Origin of the sequence: Staphylococcus sp. GDB20D11A (genome assembly GCF_016893255.1) — a bacterium.
Lineage (GTDB): Bacteria > Bacillota > Bacilli > Staphylococcales > Staphylococcaceae > Staphylococcus > Staphylococcus aureus.
Map to the genome: position 1 here is coordinate 1 of NZ_JAFEPJ010000011.1, position 21042 is coordinate 21042.

A 21042-nucleotide genomic window follows, 5' to 3' on the forward strand; every position below is an offset into this window, starting at 1 on the left:
CAATTATACGGACTTTATCGAGTCTTATATTTATATTAATTAATAAAATGATTATTTAAGATTATTTTACTATTCAACTTTCAAAGTAGAAAAGCAAAATAATTTGTTGATAGATGTATATCACTTAGCGTAAAAAAATACAGCCTACAACCACATAGATTGTAGACTATATTTAAAATAATAGGTATTTATCATATCTCGTAAACTTAGTGCCAATATTTATACTCGTGGTGCTGGTAAGCTACCCTTAAATTCAGGAACGTAGTGTGTAGGGCTATAACTTGGAACAGCATATTGATAATTTACATTTTTGATATTTAATGATGGTTTACCAATTTTATAACCATTTGATTGTGAAAATGAGAAATATTTCTTCACACCTTTAACTACTTTATAAGAATAGTAGTATTTATAGTCATATGCTTTATTTACTTTAGCATTTTGATGTGTTGCTGTTGTATTATTTTGGAAACTTGGTACATGCATACGATGTGAATTGTGACCATATGGTGGAATTACCTTGAAACTATTTATTTGTGGCACAACACAAAAGTGATTAATTTTAATGCTAGCATGCCCTGGTGTTACAAATTTATGCGCGTGATATCCAGGCACTGCAAAATAATGATTTATCATTAGAGATTGAGATGGGTGTGTATATCTAGGTGCTTCTGATGGTTTAACAATAAAGTGTTTATTAATAGAATCCGTTGCATGATTTACATGTTTATGTACATGTGTTGATTTGTATGAAGTAATAACTTTCTTGTAGTGGGTTTGCGTAGTAATGAAGTGGTGGTTTACTTTGTTTTGCGTAATAAATCTATTTACTTCTGGGCCTTTAGCAACAAAATGCTTATCAACTTGTTGTGAAGCTGGATTGTTTGTTGCTACATTCACGCGATTATTGATTTCTTTGTACTCTGGTACAATGTTTCCTAACTTTGATTCTGGTACGGCAAAGTTTTTATCTACAATTTTACTTGCTGCTGAAGGATCCGAAATCTTTTTCAATTTGTCTTCAGAAGCTATAAAGTTTTTGTTGTCAGCTAAACTTCCAACATTTACTTTTGGTGCACTCTTAAATTCATCGTAAGCTGGAATAATTTTATTAATTCCTGATTCTGGAACTACAAAGTTTTTATCAACACTTTCTGTTGATGCATTAGCGTGATTTGAATTGATAAGTTGTGTAGCAAATAGCGTGCTCATAGTTAAAACAAATAATTTCTTTTTCATCTGTTATTTCTCCTTTATATAGACTCAATATTATAACCAATTTAATTTTCCTGTTATATTCACTAACAGCATTATATACCAGAATTTTCAGTATAATAATTAACTTGAAGTAAACGTTGTCTTAACATTTTTATTGTTTTTCAGCTTAAAATTAATTATTGATATTGATAGTTAAGCATAATAATTTTTTCGTAATATAAAGTAAAAAAAGTAATAGTCCACACCTGTTTAGAATGTGGACTATACTAGATTGCATCATTGAAATGATGACTTTGATATTATTTATTGCTAGTTTAAAATGTTGTTATTTTTACGGCAAACTCATTATTTGCTTTGCAGCCATACATTAATATTATTTGCCATTATATACTTTATTGATTTGTTTATTAAAACGTTTTTGATGACCTGAACTTAAAGTATTTACTTTTTGTTGGGCATTCAAACGGTCTTTATAACTATGTGTATCTTTATAGTTTTCAACTAATTTCTGAGCTTCCCTAACATGTTCACGCTTAATCACACGTTTTTCACGTTCAGTTAAATGAGATGAATCGATTTGACTCAAACCAACTAAAGAACCTGTTTTTCTACCAGGTAAAGCCGACGTTTCTTCAAATTCTACAACATTATTGTGAGTATGATTTGAAGTTGTTGGTGTTTGATGCGTTGTAGAGAAATCATGACTTTCACCATTTAATCCAGCCAATTGCTTCGGTGCTTTATAAACAATTTGTTCTTGAGTTTGACGTTCTACTGTAGGCATTGGAACCTGTGTAGTCGTTTCAGTATATGTAGGTGGTGTCGGTTTCTTTGTTGGCGCAGAAACAACAAGTTGTTTTTCATTTGCGTTATTAAAACGTTGCTTGTGTTCAAAATCATATTCTAATGATACAACCGGTTCTTTTTTACTTTTTTGTCTATCTAGAAATCTTTCTTTTCTTTCTTTAGCTTTTCTTTCGTAGTCAGCTTTTTGTTGTTCAGAGACTTCTTTTGATGTAGATTTATATTTTTGAGATTCTAAACTTCTTTTACTTCTTTTTGAAACATCAGTTTTAGCAGCTTCTGTATCCGACTTTAATTTTAATGCCATAGATTGATTATGATTTTTATCACTAGTTAATGCAGGTATATTTTCTGGACGTTCTTGTTTAATCTCTTTGAAAAATTTATCTATAATAGATTCCAAATCCTCTTTTTTTCTACTTAGCATTCTTTGATTCACAGCTCTTTTTTTATCTGACTTATCTTGAACTTCTCCAACAATTAAATCTAACTCACTATATAATTCTTCAACTTCATCTTTATATGTACTAAAGAATGTATAACCTAACATTAATACTTTATTTTCTAAATTGTTTATTTCTACGTCAGCATTATATTGCTCAGTATCATTAAAATCTTTTAAATCACTATTTTTCAAATTTATTTCTTGAATTTCTTGTAAAAACTCTTGTTTGTTTTTCTTTAATGTATCGAAAATATAAGTGTATCGTTCATGTGTTAAACCTAGTAAACCATTGGAATTTCTACTGCTATCTGTTTTTTCCAGCTTCTTTTCTTCACTTAAAAATGTCTTTAAAGCATCATCTTCCGCCATAAATTTTTGTTGATATTTTTTTACAGCGTTATTGTATTCTGGCTCTTCATATTTTTCATAATCAGCAAAAGATAATGAAAAAATCAAGTTTTCTAAACTCTCTCTATAATTTTCATAAGTATTTGATTTATTACTTGTCCCTTTTAATTCTAACGCTTTTGATACATATGGATTCTTCTCCCCAGAAACCACTGCACTCGCACGATTGCTTTCCCAAATTTGTGATACACATAATGCTCCCAATGATAAAACTAGCAATTTATTTTTCAACTGTATTTTCTCCTTAATTTTCCCTAATTAACAACCTACCTTACACCCTATTTTTTCGCCAAGCCAAATTATATAACATCTACCTTTTTAAAATAATTAACTGTTGATGAATTAATTATTAATTATATTCAAACAATATATTTGGAAAACCCAAGTAAAAAAGCCACCTTTTTAGGTGGCTTCTTCATGAATCATATGATTAATTTAATATCATTATTACTTATTTCTTATCTTTATTTTCTTTTTTTCTTCTGAAAAGTAGTAATGAACCTAATGATGCTAATAATCCCCAAATTAGTGACGAATTCGCTTCACCTTCAGAACCTGTATCTGGTAATGGCTCTTTACTATCTTTAGCCTCATTTTTATTAAAAGCATTTGTACCATTTTTAGGTGAATTAGGCGGAACTACATTATTGTTAGAACCTGAGTCGGAATCGCTATTTGAATCACTTTCTGAGTCAGAGTCGTTGTCTGATTCTGTGTCACTCGTTGAATCAGAGGCACTGTCTGAGTCTGAATCACTTGATGAATCTGAGTCACTACCTGAGTCGGAATCACTCGCTGAATCTGAGTCACTACCTGAGTCGGAATCACTCGCTGAATCTGAGTCACTACCTGAGTCGGAATCACTCGCTGAATCTGAGTCGCTGTCGGAATCGGAATCACTATCTGAGTCGGAATCGCTATCTGAATCTGAGTCACTGTCTGAGTCAGAGTCGCTGTCGGAATCGGAATCACTATCTGATTCTGAATCGCTATCTGAATCTGAGTCACTATCTGAATCCGAATCGCTATCTGAATCTGAGTCGCTGTCTGAGTCTGAATCACTGTCGGAATCGGAATCGCTGTCTGAGTCTGAGTCGCTGTCGGAATCGGAATCGCTATCTGAATCCGAGTCACTGTCTGAATCGGAATCGCTGTCTGAGTCGGAATCGCTGTCTGAGTCTGAGTCACTATCGGAATCTGAATCGCTATCTGAATCCGAGTCACTGTCTGAGTCTGAATCGCTATCTGAATCGGAATCGCTATCTGAATCCGAGTCACTGTCTGAGTCAGAATCGCTATCTGAATCCGAGTCACTGTCTGAGTCTGAGTCGCTATCTGAGTCGGAATCGCTATCTGAATCTGAGTCGCTATCTGAGTCGGAATCGCTATCGGAATCTGAGTCGCTGTCGGAATCTGAATCACTGTCTGAGTCACTGTCTGAGTCTGAATCGCTATCTGAATCTGAATCGCTATCTGAGTCTGAGTCACTGTCTGAGTCTGAATCGCTTGCTGAATCTGAATCACTCGCTGAATCTGAATCGCTTGCTGAATCTGAATCACTCGTTGAATCTGAATCACTCGCTGAATCTGAATCACTCGCTGAATCTGAATCACTCGCTGAATCTGAATCACTATCTGATGTAGAATCACTACCCGAATCTGAACCGCTATCTGAATTAGAATCTGAACCACTATCTGAACCTGGATCAGAATCTGAATCCTCTGGAATTGGTTCAATTTCACCAGGCTCATCAGGTTGTTCAGGAACAACAGGTTTATCGATACCGTCACCTGAACCTGATCCGTTATTAAATGCTACTTCGTTGTCCCATGACATAGATCTCCATATAAAATTAGAATCATAACCATAAAATGTCGAACGTAGTGCTAAATCACCTGTGCTAGCAGGATCAATATGACCATTAACAACTACAATATACGGTGTTGTAATTTGATCATCGTCCGTAGGAAATTCTACTTTGTATTGATTAGCATTTGGAAATGAAATTCTAACTTGATTAGTTACATCTTCAAAATCGCTAGGATTCACATAATAACTTTCAGATAAATCATTAGCATTATCTACTCTATAAACTTTAATATCAGTGTTTTTTGCATCTATTAACGCATTACTCTTTGTATTAGGAATTAAATTACCTGTTAAGGCAGGTAACACAACGTTATCTCCGCTTGGATTGACATAAATTGTTTGGCGATACGTATTATTTGTTTTATCGATTTGATCAATCGTACCTTTAATTGATAAATTATGGAATTGTCCATATTTCTCATAGTCGATTAATACTGTCTTACTAGCAGTATTGGTTCCTATGCCAGTTGTCAATGTTACATTACCTGTCTTTGTAACATTTTCAGGGTCAATATAAGCTGGCATAGTAATATTAGCTGTTACATTTTCTTTAGTATCAACATAGTCTGTAAATGTATAAATAACATTACCATCACTATCGATTACACCATTTGCCAATACTTGATCTCCGGCCATAATTGGTGGCACTTTAGCAGTTGAAGTTACACCATTTAAGTTTAATTCTTTAGGTACAGTTATTTTGAATGTGTCACCTTTAACAGCAGAATTAGGCACTGAAAAACCATAATTCAGTTTGACATAACCTGCTTGGTGCGGATACACAGTCGTACCAGAGTCAATAGTAACTTTCACATCTGTCAACTGATTCGTAATATCTGTGCCAGCAGCCGGTGCATCTGCAGCTACAGCCGCTAAACTAAATGCTCTCATTCTAGGCGCACTTGTATTAACCGCTTGATTAACTACATCTTTATTACTTGCATCTGTACTCTGTGGAGCTGATTCATTGTTTGAAGGTGTTGCTTCAGTTGAAGTATCTTGCGTTGTTGAAACATTTTCCGCATTTGTAGAATTTTGAGGTGAATTTACAGATGATACTGTATTAGTATCATTAGAAGCCGTTTCATTACTTGTTTGATTCACTAATTCCTCCGCATTTGTATTGCTTGATTGAGTTGTTGCCGGTGTATTAGCTTGCTTCGTTGCCGTAGTAGTAGCTTCACCAGTTACCGGTGTTTCTTCCGTAGTTGCATTTGTTGATGCTGATTGTGTCGTTTCCTGTTGTGCTGGATTTTGCGCCACACTCGTTTCGCCATTATTAGTGTTTGACGTTGTTTTAGTATCACTCACGTTTGCGTTGTCTGTTTTAGGTGCAGCATTAACGCTACTTGAATCACTACTTTTGCTTTCGTTACTTGCGCTATCGGATTGCGTAACACTGTTTTCACTTGCATCTGCTTCTTTACTGCTGAGTAGTCCAAAACCGATTAACGTACCTACAAGCACTGAAGCCACGCCAATCGATTTTTTCCGAATTGCGTGTTTTTCTTTTTTCTTCATATTCATTTTATTCCCTCTTTTTAAAAAGTCATTTTATATTAACTATATACCCTTTAAAGATATATTTAATCTCCATTAATGCAATTATACACTAAAATTGCATTATAGCAATTAATTTGTATCGACATTTTATTATCCACAATAATACTTTACTAACAAACATTTTATTTATTGCTATTTTAAAAATTGCAAACGACAACACACGATTTCATTGTAAACAATTTGTATTATTAATATGAACTCTGCCTAATGTAATCCTAGCTTGAAATCATATTTTTTCAAAAGCAGATGTGTAATTTATGGTACCTGTTTTTCCCGCTAAACTGTTCACTTTTAATTCTTTAATTAAAAACGCTTCATCTGGTATACCATCATATGGTGGATAAATGTCGTACATACTTGCGCGTTGATATCCTAGATTGCCATAATACGTCGGCCATCCTAATACACTGATAAAATTATATCCTTTTAATATTGCTTCTCGTTCTAATGCTTGAATCAATCGCTTCCCAATACCTTTATTTTGATGATGAATATCAACTGATACAGGTGCTAACACTAATCCAATTTCCCGTTGTGTCTCGTTATCAAGATAAACTTCACTTAGTAAACCGTGCCCTACAACTTCATTTTGAAGAACAGCTACTAATTCTAAGTTATTGTCATACGTATCACTTAGACGAATTTGGTCTACTAGTTCTGATTCATTACCATAACCATGTTCACTATTTTCAAATGCCGTTCTAATTAACTGGTCAACTTGAGCAAAGTCATGTTGATGTATTTGTCTAATTTGCATCTTTGCCCCTCCTTTTAGTTCTATCTTATAGAAAAATGCATTACAACATAAAGTAATATTTTATAGTAATGACGCCATTATTTCATTAAAATTGAATGATATTTTTCGCAATAAACAACTACCCTCTTAAATCAATTTTTAGATAAACTGCAAATCATAAATTTCTTTATTATTATAAGTATTAAAACGGTCGATTTGACCTTTTAATATAACTTCCTGTTGTTTGCGACTTACATTATGATAATAAGTCATACGTACATTCAAATCAGCTTCATAACCATTATTCTCAATCGTTCTTTCTAATTCTTCGTACACATTTTTATTAATTGGTAACATGTATCCTTCTTTACTAGGTAAAATATTCACGTATTTTTTCTGAATGACTTTATCATTACCCAATAAAACCTCTATTGCAATTTTTTTAGCAGCACCGCCACCTAAATTATATAGTTTAATATAATCTTTATGATGATGCTCATCTGTTGCCGAATTCATTATATTAAGTTGATCCCCCTCCCTTTCTAATAAAATTTGGTTAAAACCTAAAGCTGGCAGAAAGCTAATTTTCATTTGATAAAGTTGAACTGAAACTGATACAAAATAAAATAAAGCCATAATAAATGTTCCAATAGACCCTAAAGCTGAAATAATATTAATCATTAAGATATCAACCTTCCCTTAAGATATTTATATGATTAATTTCAAACTGAAAAATCATTTTACTTAATCGTTTATATCCAAAAAGAATCATTTTAAACGTTATATTCGACTGCTCATATAAAAAGTTTTGCTATATAGCCTTAAGTAATTTTTTAACCATCAAGTACGTTTATTATTATGGAAATCTATTTGCATTGACTAAAAAATACAATAACGCTTTTGAGAGTTCCCATCTTTGACCTGTATTTTCCAATTTAATAACACATCTTCTTCAATACATATTCATCTCATACAAATAAGTTGATTTTTTTATTTTTATAAACGCAATTTCTTAACAAATCAAAATTTTACATTTAAATCTTTCGATATATTACAAGTTTTTTAAAAAAGTAATATATTTCTATCAATAAAAGTAATATAATATTAGTAATTATAGTTCCATTAATTTATTCCAACAATACATAGAATCATTATTACAAGAATTATTTAATATCATCTTAGAATCTCACAAAATATCAACTTTGTTTAATTACTCAAAACGATAAGTCGTTTAGAGTTTTTAAAATAAATTTTTGCGAAATAAAGGAGACATGTTAAATGAAAAAAGTAATGGGGATATTATTAGCAAGTACACTTATTTTAGGTGCTTGTGGACATCATCAAGATAGTGCAAAAAAAGAGAGCACTAGTCACAAAAAGAAAGAAAGTGACAATGAAGAATTAAATGAAGAACTTAAAGAATTTAAAAGCAAAAAAAATATGGATATAAAAATTAAAGGCGATACTATTGTTAGTGACAAATTTGAAGCTAAAATAAAAGAACCGTTTATCATCAATGAAAAAGATGAGAAAAAGAAATATATCGCTTTTAAAATGGAAATTACTGCTAAAAAAGACGATAAAGATTTAAATCCATCTTCTATTTCTCATGACTATATTAATATCACTCAAGATGATAAAAATACAGTAAATAAATTAAGAGATGGTTATCTATTAAGTGATAAAAAATATAAAGCTTGGACAGAACATAACCAAGATCAAATTAAAAAAGGCAAAACTGCACAAGCCATGTTTATCTATGAGTTAAGAGGTGATGGAAATATTAATTTAAATGTCCATAAATACTCAGAAGATAAAACAGTTGATTCTAAATCATTCAAATATAGTAAACTTAAAACCGAAGATTTTTCTCATAGAGCGGAAACAAGAGAAGAAGTAGAAAAGAAAGAAAAAGAATTTGAAGAAGAGTACAAAAAAGAACAAGAACGAGAGAAAGAAAAAGAAAAGCAAAAAGATGACGATAGTGCTTTAAATGAAGTATAAATTTATGAATGCTCGCATTCAACGTTATAATCTTTGTTGTTATTATTGTCATTATAGATTAGCTTACTTACACTCATAATGACATACTAATTTAATTGTTAAATATAATAAAAAAGAGTAGCTCGCCTACTCTTTTTTGTTGTTTTGGATAAAGAATTATCTTGTATAAAGAATTTTTTTATGAACAATATTAAAACTCAAAGCTCAACTTTTTTGACACTTATTTGACACACATTCTTTCAATCTTTAACGCAAAATCTTATATGTACTCAACTATTAATTTTTATTCATAAAAATTTGAACCTAAGCAGATACTAACATATCAACGTACACAGCTAATTTAACCTTCCTCACAAGAAAAGATAAAATACATAAAAAAGAGCAAGGTCAACGTGTCAGAAAATTATTTTCTTGACACATATTTGACACTTGCTAGATTAAAACCCCATTAAATCAAGGTTTCCAAGCATATTTTTATGGAGACGGCGGGATTTGAACCCGCGTCCAGAGGTCCTGATACACATCTTTCTACGTGTGTAGTTTATCGAAAGGTTTCGCATCATGAAAAGTGATAAACAACCAACATGATGCTAGCTTGATTAAGTTTCTTCTAAACAGACTTCAAACGGCAGTGTTTAGCATATCCTATTAAGGTTGAATCGCGTTAACAGCACATAGGAAATGCTGTTAGGCGATGCAGAGTGCGATTAGGCAGCTACTGCGAAATTATTGTTTGTTTTGCCAGTTATTATAAACTGTGTGTGTTGATGACGAAGACAACCCTCCGACACGCTTAATGAGCTCGGGGGACCCCTGTCGAATCCAGAAACGCCCCCGAAATAATAAATCAAACAAATCATACTTTTGTAATTTACAAAAGCACATATAACTATATCAAATATAGCCCGATTAAGCAACTAAATCGCTTAATAACGGGCTTTCATATCGCGCGCAACATCTCGTTTGACTGCTTTTTCTTTCAAAGCTTGACGTTTATCATATTTTTTCTTACCTCGTGCAACACCAAGTAATACTTTACAATGTCCATGCTTCAAATAAAGCTTTAACGGCACAATCGAATAACCAATCTCACGTGTTTGATCACCCAATTTAATGATTTCACGCTTATGCAATAATAATTTTCGAGAACGAAGAGGATCGTGATTAAAACGATTCCCTTCTTCGTATGGTGCTATATGCATATTATTCAAATACATTTCACCGTTTTTAACTTGCGCATAACTATCTTTAAGGTTAGCACTACCTCGGCGAATTGATTTTATTTCTGTGCCTTGCAATACAATTCCCGCTTCAATCGTGTCTTCAATATTATAATCATGTCTAGCTTTACGATTTTCCGCTAATGTACCTGGTGATTTCTTCTTAGCCATTCATACTCACCTCATTGCTGCTTATTTTTTCTTACGACGTGCTTTCTTTTTCACACTTTTATCTTTATAAAATGGCTTATATTTACTGTTTCCTGATTTGTCATTTTTACGTTCATTTTTACCTTTACGTTGCTTACCTTTTTTCTTATGACCTTTATCATCAGATTTCGATTTATCTAATGATTTACCACGCGTTTTAGCTTGTATTGTCTTACCTCGCGCTGGGCGCTGTGATCGATCATTTTTCGGTAAAGGCATGCCTACAATTTGAAAATCAATTAATCGTTCATCTACATCAACATGCGTCACTTTGACCTTAACTGTGTCACCAATTCTAAATACTTTAGCTTGACGCTCACCAATTAATGCCATTTGACGCTCTTCAAAACGGTAATAATCATCAGTCATATTCGCAATATGAACCATACCTTCTATCGTATTTGGCAATTCAATGAACATACCGAAGTTAGCTACTGAGCTGACAATACCTTCAAATTCATCACCAATATGTTGAATCATATATTCTGCTTTTTTCAATTCATCAGTGTCACGTTCTGCCTCAATAGCACGACGTTCACGTTTAGAAGCATGTTCAGCTAACTCAGGCAATTTGTCTTCCCAACGCTTCACTTCTTTGTTATCCATTGATTTCTCAATTAAATACTTACGGATTAAACGATGAACTGTTAAATCAGGATAACGTCTAATTGGTGATGTAAAATGCGTATAATATTCAGCTGATAAGCCAAAATGTCCCAAGTTCACATCATCATAATGCGCTTGTTGCATTGAACGTAACATCATTGTTGAAATGACCATTTGTTCAGGTCGACCTTCTACTTCTTCTTGAACCTTTTGAAGTGTTGTTGGATGAATATCTTCGCCAGTACCCTTAATCATGATGCCAAAGTTTGTAATAAAATCAAAGAATTGTCTTAAGCGATCTGATTTAGGTTGCTCATGCACTCGGTAAATAAATGGTACATCTAACTTACTAAAATGTTCAGCAACTGTTTCATTTGCAATTAACATAAATGACTCAATAAGACGTTCGCCTTCACCACGTTGCCTCAATTGAACATCTGTAGGTATACCATCTTCGTTAACTAGTACTTTCGCTTCGCTAATATCGAAATCAATTTCACCACGGCGTTTTCTCATTTGAATTAAACGATTTGATAAATCTTGTGCTAAATCTAGCATAGGCGTAATTTCATTATACTGCTTTCGAATCGTAGGATCCTTTTCAGTAATAATCTGATTTACCGCATCATACGTCATTCGATAATCAGAATGAATCACACTATCAAAGATTTCATGTTTTACAACGCGACCACTATCATCGATTTCCATGCGACAGCTTAAAGTTAAACGATCAACATTAGGATTCAATGAACAAATACCATTACTTAATCGATGTGGAATCATTGGAATTACACGGTCAACAAGATATACACTTGTAGCTCTATCATAAGCCTCTTTATCCAATGCAGAACCTTCTGTTACATAATAGCTGACATCAGCAATACTTACAGTTAATTGTGTATTACCGTTCGCTAACTTTTTAACACTAATTGCGTCATCTAAGTCTTTAGCATCCGCGCCATCAATAGTGATGGTCAATTCATTACGTAAATCATGACGTCCTTTAATTTCACTATCTTCTATATTGTCTGGTGTTGCTTCAGCTTCTTGTAACACTTCATCAGGAAATTCAATTTCTATGCCATGTTGATAGATAATAGATAAAATATCTACGCCAGGATCATTTTTATGTCCTAAAATAGCAGAAATATGTCCTTCTGGATTATCTGAACCGTCAGCATACTTAGTAATTTGAACTAATACTTTGTGTCCATCTACTGCACCTAAGCTTTGACCTTTAGGAATGAAAATATCTTGCATAATTCGTTTATCATCTGGAATGACAAAACCAAAATGTCTAGCCTGACTATACGTACCAACCACTTGAGTTACTGAATGCTTCTCAATTGACTTAACTTCCCCTTCAATTTTACCTTTATGCTCACCTTTTGATTGATGGATTTCTACAATAACAGTATCTCCATCCAAGGCACGATTAATTTTTGTTGGGGGAATAAATATATCTTCCATATCTTTGTCTTCAGGTCTTAGGAAAGCAAAACCTTTTTTGTTTTGACTTAATGTTCCTTTAATTAATTTCGATTGACCTTTGGAACTATGCTTTTTTTGGTATCTATCTGTTTTCGAACGTTCGATTAATCCTGATTGTTCTAACTCCACAAGCACCTTAATTAAATCTCTAAACGAGTCGGCACTGCTTAAACCTAATGCATCTTGAAAATCTGACACTGACATAGGTTCATATTCAGGTTGATTAATAATCTCTTCTATTGATTGCTTTAAATTCATTATGCCCCTCCTTTCTAATGTTAAAATCTCTTTTTATTCTGACCAGTCTAATGACTCTAAAAATTGATAAATATCATCGAAAACTTGTTCTTTTTCTTTATCAATTGTAATAACATGTCCTGACTGACTATACCATTTGATATCTTTTTCGTCAGAGTCTACATGTTCATATATATAATTTGCGGATTGTGGATCAATCATATTGTCGTTTTCTGCTTGAATCACTAAAATTGGGTCAAACACCTCATCAACTTGATCTTTAATCGTATCTAATGCTTCACTTAATTCTTTTAAAGTTTCAGTTGGTTTGAAATGATGCATTTCGTTATCAATCGTTTCTTGATCTTTACCCTCATACTTTTTAAAATTGCGTGCATATTCTAAAAAGCCTTCATAAATGGCACCTTCAGTTTTGCCACCCATAGGAGCACACATCGTTACAATACCCTTTACATCTCGATTTAAGCTTAATTTTAATGCAAAATCGCCACCTAATGACAAGCCAGCAACAACGATTTCATCATAACCTTGTTCAACAAGGTAGTCATAGCCATCTAAGGCATCTTTAAACCAAACAAAAGGACTTGATTGAAGTATCTCTTCTGGTGGTGCTGCATGGCCTTCATATTGCGGTGCATACGATGTATAACCTTTCTTTTGTAAAAATCGACCTAATTGACGAACATCAGACGAATTGCCTGTAAAACCATGTAGTAATAACACGGCACGTTTACCTTCCTCAAAAAAGAAAGGCTTTGGTAACTTTATTTGCATAAATCTAACGCTCCTTTTTCACAATTAACAAACGTACTTAATTAAACAATATGTTTCTAATAATTGAACATGAGTCCTTTATTATTCTAATTATAAATAAAAAAGCCCGACATTTACATCGCCGGACCTTACATACCAAGATAACTTATGCAAATCATAAGTACAAAAAATAATATTGATAAAATAATTGTTAATCTATTTAAGAATAAATCGACGCCACGTTGTTTTTGTTTACCGAATAACTGCTCAGCACCACCACTGATGGCACCTGAAAGTCCACTGCTTTTACCTTCTTGGAGTAGTACAACAGTTATTAATGCAATACAATCAATGATTAATAATACGATTAAAAATGTATGCATAAATTGTCCTCCGTTCCTTATATACGACAAGTAGTATATCATATTTTTATTGTTAAAATCAATTTTCTAGCGATTAAATGTACTTTTACGTTTGATAGAAACAACAAGCATATAAATCGCTAATGCAATCGAACCTATAATAACAATTAAAATTGGCAATGTTAAGTACGCACCGTGTGCAGCTTTTATTGCTTGAATTGTGATTGATAAATTAATCAACGTAAACAAACTATTTGATACATAAACTGCAAACATAAACCACCACACATAAGTATGTCGATTCCAAAAAGTGATGAAGCCTGCTAGATAAGCCAAAATATACATAATACCAGTGAATCTAAAGCTGTTTAAAATGTAATCTATCGCTTTATCTGAAGTGTTTTGATTCGTTAAATTGAGTAATGCTTTGGCAGTCGCATTATCCAACGAAACAAAGTAATGAATAATCAACAATATTGAGAATACGATTGATGCAGTTGCAATAAAGCGTCCTGTTTTAATTTCTTTATTCGTTCTATCAGCCATTTGTTTACTCCTCATATATTTAAATACGTTCTATAAAACCTTTATTTAATTTTTACCTTTTAATAAAAGTGAATACCCTGTCATACAATATTCATTTCAACATAAATTTATTATACCAGTTTAAGAATACAAGTTAAATATGTGTTATTAGTTACCTCCTGATTATTAGTCTATTACGAATAATACTTCAAAATAAAAAACCTACCACAGTCTCAACTCTGTGGCAGGTTATAAATAAAAGCGTGAACTCAAAAACTTTATTCAATTTATACCGACATAATAATCCTCAACTAAAATTATGGCAGTACTTAATGTTTAAAATGATTATTTATCTAAGTTATAGAATGATTTGATACCGTCATATTTAGCAGTTTCAAATAATTCATCTTCGATACGTAATAATTGATTGTATTTAGCAATACGGTCAGTACGTGATAATGAACCAGTTTTAATTTGACCAGCGTTTGTAGCAACAGCGATATCAGCAATTGTTGTATCTTCTGTTTCACCTGAACGGTGAGAAACTACTGCTGTGTAACCAGCTTTTTGAGCCATTTCGATTGCATCAAATGTTTCAGTTAATGTACCGATTTGGTTAACTTTAATTAAGATTGAGTTACCAATTCCGTTTTCAATACCTTTTGCTAAAATTTCAGTGTTTGTTACGAATAAATCGTCACCTACTAATTGTACACGGTCACCGATACGTTCTGTAAGTTGTTTCCAACCATCCCAGTCGTTTTCGTCCATACCGTCTTCAATTGTAATGATAGGATATTTGTCTACTAATTGTTCTAAGTAGTCAACTTGTTCTGCAGCTGTACGTTTTGCACCGTGTTCGCCTTCGAACTTACTGTAGTCATATACACCATTTTCATAGAATTCTGATGATGCACAGTCAAATCCTAAGAATACTTCTTCACCTGGTTTGTAACCAGCTGCTTCGATTGCTTGGATAATTGTTTCAACAGCATCTTCAGTACCTTCAAATTTAGGAGCGAAACCACCTTCGTCACCTACTGCAGTTTCTAAACCACGTTTGCTTAAAATTGATTTTAAGTTGTGGAAAATTTCAGTACCCCAACGTAATGATTCTTTGAACGTTGTAGCACCTACAGGTAAAATCATGAATTCTTGGAATGCAATTGGAGCATCTGAGTGAGAACCACCATTAACGATGTTCATCATTGGTACTGGTAACTGCTTACCATTAAATCCACCTAAATATTTGTAAAGTGGTTGACCTAATAAGTCAGCTGCTGCACGTGCTACTGCGATAGATACACCTAAAATAGCATTTGCACCTAATTTACCTTTGTTTGGAGTACCGTCTAATGCGATCATCATTTTATCAATAGATACTTGATCTAATACTGAAAATTCACCTTCAATAATTTCTGGTGCGATGATTTCATTAACGTTTTCAACTGCTTTAGTAACACCTTTACCTAAATAACGTGATTTGTCTCCATCACGTAATTCAACAGCTTCGTGTTCACCAGTTGAAGCACCTGATGGTACTAATGCACGACCAAATGCGCCACTTTCAGTTAATACTTCTACTTCAACAGTTGGGTTACCACGAGAGTCTAAGACTTCGCGAGCGTAAACATCTGTAATAATTGGCATGTTTATAATCTCCTTTAAATAGTTATTCTATAATTATTATAGCTTTATTCTTTCATTTAACAAAATGATATTACTATTATTTTCAAAAAATAAGTGTCATTAAGCGTTTACTTAACATCTTTTACAATATTAGTGTTTAATTAAAGATTCACCTGTCATGTCTTCAGGTTGTTCTACATTTAATAAATCTAATAATGTAGGTGCTAAGTCACCTAAGCGACCAGTTTCTCTAAGTGTAACGCCTTCTTTTGTTACAATCACTGGTACTGGGTTCGTTGTATGCGTAGTCATTGGTTGATCATCATCCGTCAATACTTGATCAGAGTTACCATGGTCAGCAGTAATAATTGCATAACCGTCCATGTCTAAAATTTTATCAACGACTTCACCTAAACATTCATCAACCGCTTCGATTGCTTTGATAGTCGGCTCAAGCATACCACTATGTCCAACCATATCAGGGTTAGCAAAGTTTAAAATAATTAAGTCCAAGTCACCTTTATTTAACTCTTCTAATAATGCATCTTTAACTTCATAAGCACTCATTTCTGGTTTCAAGTCATACGTTGCAACTTTAGGTGAATCAATTAAACGACGGCGTTCACCTTTAAATTCCTCATTACGTCCACCACTCATAAAGTAAGTAACGTGAGGATATTTTTCAGTTTCTGCAATACGTAATTGAGTTAAATTGTTATTTTGTGCAATTTCACCAATTGTGTTATTTAAATCGACTTTTTCGAAAACGATAGCCGCATCGATATTGTCATTATACTTAGTGAATGTTGCATAGAATAAATCTTTAACTTGTTCAACTTTAAAGCCTTCGAATGCTCTGTTCGCAAAAATTTCCGATAATTGTGCTGCTCTATCAGGTCGGAAATTATAGAAGATCACTGCATCTCCATCATTAACACCGTCATTTTGATTCTCAACGATGAATGGTACTACGAATTCGTCAGTTAAGCCTTCATTATAACTTGCTTCCACACCTTCTTTAGCAGTTGCATAAGTTGGGGCATCAAAGTTACGAATAGCATTGTAAGCTTTTTCTTCACGTTCCCAACGTTTGTCACGGTCCATTGCATAATAACGGCCAGACACAGATGCAAATTGACCAATACCTAATTCATTGAATTTAGCTTCAGTCTCTTCGATGTATTTCAAAGCGGATTTTTGATCTACGTCACGACCATCTAAAAATGCGTGTACGTATACTTTTTCAACACCTTGTTTTTTAGCAAGTTCTAACAAAGCAAATAAATGTTTGTAATGACTGTGTACACCACCGTCAGACAATAAACCAAAGATGTGTAACGCTGAATCATGTGAATTCACGTGTGCAATTGCATTATTTAAAACATCATTTTCAAAGAAATCACCGTCTTCAATTGATTTATTGATTCGAGTTAAACTTTGATAAACGATACGTCCTGCACCGATATTCATATGACCAACTTCTGAGTTACCCATTTGTCCTTCAGGTAGTCCAACATCTAAGCCACTCGCTTCGATTTGAGTCGTTGGATATTTGTTGTAATAACGATCAAAATTAGGCTTGTTTGCTAATTTTACCGCATTACCATGTTCGCTTTCGCGGTTCGCAAAACCATCTAAAATAATTAACGCAGTTGGTTTCTTAGCCATGATTATTTTGCACCTTCTAACAATTGTACGAAATCTTCAACTTTAAGTGATGCGCCACCTACTAATGCCCCATCAATATCAGTTTGTGCCATGTATTCTTTAATGTTGTTAGGTTTAACACTACCACCATATTGAATACGAGTTGCTTCTGATACTTCTTTGCTTGATAAGTCAGCAATAGTTTGACGTACAAATGCACACATTTCATTCGCATCTTCAGATGTTGATGATTTACCAGTTCCGATTGCCCAAATTGGTTCATAAGCAATTACAACTGATTTAAGTTGATCTTCAGATAAACCTGCAACAGCTTTCTTAACTTGCTCACCTACAACATCGTTAGCTTTACCACTTTCACGCTCTTCGTCTGTTTCACCAACACAAATAATTGGAGTCATTCCATGTTTGAAAATAGCATGCGCTTTTTTGTTAATTTCTTCATCTGTTTCGTGGAATAATTCACGACGTTCAGAATGACCGATAACAACGTATTTAACGCCTAAATCTGCTAATGCAACTGGAGACGTTTCACCTGTGAACGCACCATTATCTTCGAAATACGTATTTTGAGCACCGATTTCTAAACCTTGTGCTTTTCCTTCTTTAACTGCAGTAGTTAATGCATCTAATTGAATTGCTGGTGCACAAATTACTGATTCTACTTCTTTTGAATCTGGTAATGTTGGCAATGCATTGACGAAGTCTTTTGCTTCTTGTACTGTTTTGTTCATTTTCCAGTTACCAGCTATAATTGGTGTTCTCATTAAAGACACTCCTTGTTTTGTAAATATTTTTGAAAAGTGATGAAACACGATGTCATCTTGTGACTGTTTTCCCGTAACAATGTTAAACAAACATGCCACATCACTTTAAACTATCACTTTATTATTTATTATTGATTGCTTTGATACCAGGCAATTCTTTACCTTCTAAGTACTCTAATGACGCTCCGCCACCAGTTGAAATATGAGTGAAGTCATTTTCAAAACCTAAAGAAATTGCTGCTGCAGCTGAATCACCGCCACCGATAATCGTAATTGCATCTTTAAGGTTTGCAATTGCTTTACATACACCAATTGTACCTTGTGCAAAGTTACTGAACTCGAATACACCCATAGGTCCATTCCATACAACAGTGTGCGCACCTTCTAATTCATCTGCAAATAATTTTACAGTGTTTGGTCCAATATCCATACCTTCTTGGTCTGCTGGAATTGAATCAGATGGTACTACAGTAATTTTGGCATCATTAGAAAATTCTTTAGCAACTTTAGTGTCTACTGGTAATACAATTTTATCACCATGTTTTTCTAATAAATCTTTTGCGAAGTCGATTTTATCTTCTTCTAATAATGAAATACCAATTTCTTTACCTTGCGCTTTTAAGAAAGTATAAGCCATACCTCCGCCGATGATAATTTTATCGGCAATGTTAACTAAGTTTTTGATGACATTAATTTTGTCAGATACTTTTGCTCCACCTAAAATAGCAACAACTGGTTTATGTGGATCGTTAACTACGCCACCAATAAACTTAATTTCTTTATCCATTAAGAATCCAGCTGCAGTTTCTAAGTGTGTAGAAATACCAACATTAGATGCATGCTCACGATGCGCAGTACCAAAAGCATCATTTACAAACACATCACCTAAAGATGCCCAGTATTTACCTAATTCTGGATCATTTTTAGATTCTTTTTTACCGTCTAAATCTTCATAACGTGTATTTTCAACTAATAATACGTCTCCTTCTTTAAGGTCTTTAATAGCTGCTTCAAGTTTTTCGCCACGTGTTTCTGGTACGAAAACAACTTCTTTATCTAATTTCTTAGATAAGTCTTCAGCAACTGGACGTAAAGTTAATTTTGCTTTATCACTTTCTTCTTTTACTTTACCTAAATGTGAAAATAGTACGATTTTACCACCTTGTTCGATGATGTATTGAATTGTAGGTAAAGCTTGAACGATACGGTTGTCATTAGTAATTTCACCGTCTTTTAAAGGTACGTTAAAATCAGCACGTACTAGGACTGTTTTACCTTTAAGATCTAAATCAGAAACAATTTTTTTAGCCATGGTGTTTCCTCCTTGTAATTAGGAAATTTTATATAAAAATAAGCGGAGAAGCGTTTGTGCTCCCCGCTTACTCATAAGCTTTAATTAATGCTAAATAGTTCTGAGCACTAGCGTATTTGAATAAAAACTATACTAAAATTATTTAGAAAGTTCAGCTAAGTATGCTAATGTACGAACTAATTGTGCAGTATATGACATTTCGTTATCATACCAAGCTGCAACTTTAACTAATTGACGGTCGCCAACTGACATTACACGAGTTTGTGTAGCGTCAAATAATGAACCGTAAGTCATACCTACAACGTCTGAAGAAACGATTTCGTCTTCAGTGTAACCGAATGATTCGTTTGAAGCATTTTTCATAGCTTCGTTAACTTGTTCAACTGTTACGTCTTGTTTTTCTAATACTACTGTTAATTCAGTTAATGAACCTGTAGCTACAGGAACACGTTGTGCACCACCATCTAATTTACCATCGATTTCAGGAATAACTTTACCGATAGCTTTAGCAGCACCTGTTGAGTTAGGGATGATGTTTTCTGCTGCTGCACGAGCACGACGTTTGTCACCTTTTCTGTGAGGTGCGTCTTGTGTATTTTGATCACCTGTATAAGCGTGAATTGTAGTCATTAAACCTTCAACTAAACCAAAGTCATCGTTTAAAACTTTAGCAACTGGTGCTAATGAGTTTGTAGTACATGAAGCACCTGAAACAACTGTTTCAGAACCGTCTAACTCTTGGTGGTTAGTGTTGAATACGATTGTTTTTAAGTCACCAGTAGCTGGTGCTGAGATTAATACTTTTTTAGCACCTGCTTCAATATGAGCTTGTGCTTTATCTTTATCAGTGTAGAAACCAGTACATTCTAATACTACATCGATATTTAAGTCTTTCCAAGGTAATTTGCTTGCATCTGGTTCACTGAATGATTTAACTTCTTTACCATTTACGCGGAAACCACCATCAACTACCTCTACTTCACCTGTGAAACGACCTTGCATAGTGTCATATTTTAATAAATGCGCTAACATGTCGTCATCTGTTAAGTCGTTTACTGCTACAACTTCAAGACCTTCTACTTCTTGAATTCTTCTGAATGCTAAACGACCAATTCTACCAAAACCATTAATTGCTACTTTTACTGCCATTATAATGGCCTCCTTTAAAATGATATTTAAAAAGTATTAAACTTTTT

General features: G+C 33.5%; 16 protein-coding genes, 1 other RNA gene and 1 pseudogene. 1 reads left to right on the top strand and 17 read right to left on the bottom strand.

Features of this window, described 5'->3' with window-relative positions; all coding sequences use genetic code 11:
* Positions 1 to 219: 219 nt before the first annotated feature.
* The 6 genes and pseudogenes from emp to JV528_RS07875 form a co-directional block, all read right to left on the bottom strand.
* Positions 220 to 1239, bottom strand: coding sequence for an extracellular matrix protein-binding adhesin Emp (gene emp, locus JV528_RS07850; RefSeq protein ID WP_000727722.1), 1020 nt, complete (start codon positions 1237 to 1239; stop codon positions 220 to 222).
* A 352-nt stretch (positions 1240 to 1591) separates the two neighbouring features.
* Positions 1592 to 3106, bottom strand: coding sequence for a von Willebrand factor binding protein Vwb (gene vwb / locus JV528_RS07855; RefSeq protein ID WP_000791734.1), 1515 nt, complete (start codon positions 3104 to 3106; stop codon positions 1592 to 1594).
* Between the two features lie 220 nt (positions 3107 to 3326).
* Complete coding sequence (clfA, locus tag JV528_RS07860; protein WP_204177178.1) at positions 3327 to 6272, bottom strand: MSCRAMM family adhesin clumping factor ClfA; 2946 nt, start codon at positions 6270 to 6272, stop codon at positions 3327 to 3329.
* A gap of 262 nt (positions 6273 to 6534) precedes the next feature.
* Positions 6535 to 7065, bottom strand: a complete 531-nt coding sequence (locus tag JV528_RS07865) for a GNAT family N-acetyltransferase (RefSeq protein ID WP_001167173.1) — start codon at positions 7063 to 7065, stop codon at positions 6535 to 6537.
* Positions 7066 to 7203: 138 nt separating this feature from the next.
* Positions 7204 to 7725, bottom strand: a complete 522-nt coding sequence (locus JV528_RS07870; protein WP_000608194.1) for a hypothetical protein — start codon at positions 7723 to 7725, stop codon at positions 7204 to 7206.
* Positions 7726 to 7732: 7 nt separating this feature from the next.
* Positions 7733 to 7888, bottom strand: a pseudogene (locus JV528_RS07875) (hypothetical protein).
* Positions 7889 to 8322: 434 nt separating this feature from the next.
* On the opposite strand from JV528_RS07875, the gene JV528_RS07880 reads away from it, so the two are divergent.
* Positions 8323 to 9048, top strand: coding sequence for a DUF5067 domain-containing protein (locus tag JV528_RS07880; RefSeq protein WP_000757410.1), 726 nt, complete (start codon positions 8323 to 8325; stop codon positions 9046 to 9048).
* A gap of 474 nt (positions 9049 to 9522) precedes the next feature.
* On the opposite strand, the gene ssrA is transcribed toward JV528_RS07880, so the two are convergent.
* From ssrA to gap, 11 genes are all read right to left on the bottom strand, one after another.
* Positions 9523 to 9884: a transfer-messenger RNA gene (gene ssrA, locus JV528_RS07885) on the bottom strand.
* A gap of 90 nt (positions 9885 to 9974) precedes the next feature.
* Positions 9975 to 10439, bottom strand: a complete 465-nt coding sequence (gene smpB, locus JV528_RS07890; RefSeq protein WP_001085185.1) for an SsrA-binding protein SmpB — start codon at positions 10437 to 10439, stop codon at positions 9975 to 9977.
* A 21-nt stretch (positions 10440 to 10460) separates the two neighbouring features.
* Positions 10461 to 12833 (bottom strand): ribonuclease R, encoded by a 2373-nt coding sequence (rnr, locus tag JV528_RS07895; RefSeq protein ID WP_204177177.1) that lies wholly within the window; start codon positions 12831 to 12833, stop codon positions 10461 to 10463.
* 33 nt (positions 12834 to 12866) lie between these two features.
* Positions 12867 to 13607 carry an alpha/beta hydrolase gene (locus tag JV528_RS07900; RefSeq protein ID WP_001165970.1) on the bottom strand — a complete coding sequence of 247 codons (741 nt, stop codon included), beginning with the start codon at positions 13605 to 13607 and terminating at the stop codon, positions 12867 to 12869.
* A gap of 128 nt (positions 13608 to 13735) precedes the next feature.
* Complete coding sequence (secG, locus tag JV528_RS07905) at positions 13736 to 13969, bottom strand: preprotein translocase subunit SecG (RefSeq protein ID WP_000556760.1); 234 nt, start codon at positions 13967 to 13969, stop codon at positions 13736 to 13738.
* Between the two features lie 66 nt (positions 13970 to 14035).
* Positions 14036 to 14494: a hypothetical protein gene (locus tag JV528_RS07910; RefSeq protein WP_000785251.1), complete on the bottom strand. Its 459-nt coding sequence runs from the start codon at positions 14492 to 14494 to the stop codon at positions 14036 to 14038.
* Between the two features lie 324 nt (positions 14495 to 14818).
* Positions 14819 to 16123 carry a surface-displayed alpha-enolase gene (eno, locus tag JV528_RS07915; RefSeq protein ID WP_001121760.1) on the bottom strand — a complete coding sequence of 435 codons (1305 nt, stop codon included), beginning with the start codon at positions 16121 to 16123 and terminating at the stop codon, positions 14819 to 14821.
* A 129-nt stretch (positions 16124 to 16252) separates the two neighbouring features.
* Positions 16253 to 17770, bottom strand: a complete 1518-nt coding sequence (gpmI, locus tag JV528_RS07920) for a 2,3-bisphosphoglycerate-independent phosphoglycerate mutase (RefSeq protein ID WP_001085505.1) — start codon at positions 17768 to 17770, stop codon at positions 16253 to 16255.
* A gap of 2 nt (positions 17771 to 17772) precedes the next feature.
* Positions 17773 to 18534: a triose-phosphate isomerase gene (gene tpiA / locus JV528_RS07925; RefSeq protein ID WP_001260089.1), complete on the bottom strand. Its 762-nt coding sequence runs from the start codon at positions 18532 to 18534 to the stop codon at positions 17773 to 17775.
* Positions 18535 to 18655: 121 nt separating this feature from the next.
* Entirely contained in the window at positions 18656 to 19846 is a 1191-nt protein-coding gene (locus JV528_RS07930; RefSeq protein ID WP_001074749.1) for a phosphoglycerate kinase, read from the bottom strand.
* A 138-nt stretch (positions 19847 to 19984) separates the two neighbouring features.
* On the bottom strand, positions 19985 to 20995 hold the full coding sequence (gap, locus tag JV528_RS07935; RefSeq protein ID WP_000279414.1) for a type I glyceraldehyde-3-phosphate dehydrogenase: 1011 nt from the start codon (positions 20993 to 20995) through the stop codon (positions 19985 to 19987).
* Between the last annotated feature and the right edge of the window lie 47 nt (positions 20996 to 21042).